Source organism: Amphibacillus sediminis NBRC 103570 (assembly GCF_001552275.1).
In the GTDB taxonomy this organism is placed as follows: Bacteria; Bacillota; Bacilli; order Bacillales; family Amphibacillaceae; genus Amphibacillus_B; species Amphibacillus_B sediminis.
The window spans coordinates 1-2,579 of sequence record NZ_BCQW01000058.1; the positions used below are offsets into that span (position 1 = coordinate 1).

General features: G+C 35.9%; 2 protein-coding genes. Both read left to right on the forward strand.

Going from position 1 to position 2,579, the window contains the following annotated elements:
* The first annotated feature begins 148 nt into the window (after positions 1-148).
* Positions 149-1,672 (forward strand): IS21 family transposase, encoded by a 1,524-nt coding sequence (istA, locus tag ASE01S_RS15230; protein ID WP_245630405.1) that lies wholly within the window; start codon positions 149-151, stop codon positions 1,670-1,672.
* Positions 1,669-2,427 (forward strand): IS21-like element helper ATPase IstB, encoded by a 759-nt coding sequence (istB, locus tag ASE01S_RS15235; protein WP_067844406.1) that lies wholly within the window; start codon positions 1,669-1,671, stop codon positions 2,425-2,427. The genes istA and istB overlap by 4 nt, the downstream gene beginning before the upstream one ends.
* Positions 2,428-2,579: the final 152 nt, after the last annotated feature.

Sequence of the window (2,579 nt, forward strand, 5' to 3'; positions counted from 1 at the left end):
TTGTATTTGATAATCTAATATTGAGCCACTTTTAAAGGGTTCGATCACATAAAAAATGAGCCATAAAAATTCCAGTTTTTAATAAACTCTCTTATTATTGAAAGTGACCAAACTATCAATGAGAGAGGACAAAAAAAGGATGATTAAAATGGCTCAATTCCATAATATCAAATTCTTGAAGGAGGTTGAAGGTCTATCACAAAGACAAATAGCTAAGAAACTCGGAATTTCTCGAAATACTGTAAGTAAATATCTAAAACAAAACGAAGCTCCAACCACTATGAATCGTCAAATAATTTATAGTAAGGGGAAGGAATACTCTGATGAAACTAAACGTGTTCTCCCGATTATTGATCAATGGCTTAAAGATGATCATAAACGATGGGGAAAGCAAACACACACAGCTGCAAGGATATATCAAAGGCTAGTAAATGAATATAATTTTAAAGGATCTGAATCCAATATACGAAAAGTTGTAGCCAAACGTAAGAAAAAACTTAAAGAAGTCTTTATTCCACTTGATTTCCAACTAGGCCACCAATTCCAATTCGACTGGGGAGAGGCCGATATTACTCTACTGGGTCGAACGAAACGTATTTACCTCTTTTGTATGCAGCTCTCTGCAAGTCGAGTACGATTTGTAAGAGCGTATCTTCATGAGAAACAGGAGGCTTTTTTAGATGGCTTTGTCCATGGGTTTGAGTTCTTTGGAGGAGTTCCAACCGAAGGTCTATTTGATAATTTAAAAACTGCTGTTGAAAAAATATTGAAAGGAAGGGATCGCCTAGAACAAGAATCGTTCCTTGCTTTACAGACACATTATCTGTTTAAAGCAGAGTTCTGTAACACAAGGGCGGGTAATGAAAAAGGAAGAGTTGAAGGTACAGTTGGTTACGTAAGAAGGAATGCCTTGGTACCTCTACCAGAGGTACCATCCTTAGATGAATTAAATAAACATCTTTTAGATTGGTGTTTAAAAGAAGCAAGACAAAAAAATGTTCCATACACAAAAGAAACCGTTGAGCAAATGTGGGCTAAAGAAAGAGAATATTTTCATCCACTGCCAGAGAAAAGATTTGAAGCTTGCAAACTTGTATCATGTCAGGTTAATAAAACGTCTTTAATTACTGTTGATACGAATAAATATTCTGTCCCTTGTAGCTATGTAGGTCAAGCTGTTTGGGCAAAAATTTTTGTGGATCAAGTGATCGTGGTGGCTCAAAACCAAGTGATCGCGAAACATCCTCGTTCTTATGAACGATATCAAATGTTTACGATTCTAGATCATTATCTTGAAGCACTAATTAAGAAACCACGGGCAATTAGAGATGCCCACGCATTTCAATCATCTGACATTCCAGAAGTGTTTAGGCGTTTTCATCGAAAGATGAGAGAACAAGAGGGAGCAATTGGCGATCAGAAGTTTATTCGTCTCCTTCTCCTTCATCGAGAAATTGGTATGGAAAAGTTAACGCAAGCTTTACTAGAAGCTGAGAAAACTCAAATCTATCGATATGAAGTAGTACATAAATTTATTGAAAGAATTGAGAATAACGATACCAAAACACAAGGTCTTACGGTGGAACAAACGCCGACAAATCTATTAGACTATAAAATTAAAAAGTCGAATGTAGATCAATATAGACAACTTACAGGAGGTCAGTTAGATTGAATACTGAGTTATTACTAGATAATATTATAAAACAATTAAGAATGCCTACCATAGGTAGACAATATCGCTCTCTTGCAAGGGAAGCTGAAGAAAGAAACTTTAGCTATGAAGAGTATTTATTGGCATTACTTGAATCAGAGTCCCAGACAAGGGAAGAAAATCAAAGGCAGAGAAGATTAAAACAAGCTAAGTTTCCTGTTCAAAAGACTTTGGATACTTATGATTTTAGTTTAATGCCGAGTTTAAACCGCAACCGATTTATTACCCTTGCGAAGGGAGAATTTGTAGATAAAAAGGAAAATATCATATTACTGGGGAACAGTGGTACCGGCAAAACCCATTTAGCTATTTCACTAGGGATTGAAATGATTCAAAATGGTTATAAAACAAAATTTATTACCGCTGCTGAATTAGTTGAAGAACTTTTAATGGCAAATGCAGAACATAAACTTGGGGCGTTTGAAAAGAAATGGCTCAAATTTGATGTGATCATAGTAGACGAACTGGGTTATGTCCCCTTTTCAAAAACAGGTGCAGAGCTTTTATTTCAATTCTTTTCAGCTAGATATGAACGCGCAAGCGTTATTATCACAACAAATCTCGAATTCTCAGAATGGACCGATCTATTTGGAGATGAAAAAATGACCACTGCATTACTTGATCGCCTTACTCATAGATCACATATCCATTTACTTAATGGAGAATCATACCGTTTTAGACAGAGTATGAAGCAGCGAGAAAATCAAGAAGGATAGGTGCGAGCGCGCAAGGTGTTATGGTTTCTTGCCCCTCCGGGGCAAGAAACCATAACACCTATTCCTTCTATCTTTATAAGTAAATTAAATATAGTAAAGTGGCTCACTTTTAAAGTGATCGCTCTGGCTCAATTTAATATTGACAAAAACAA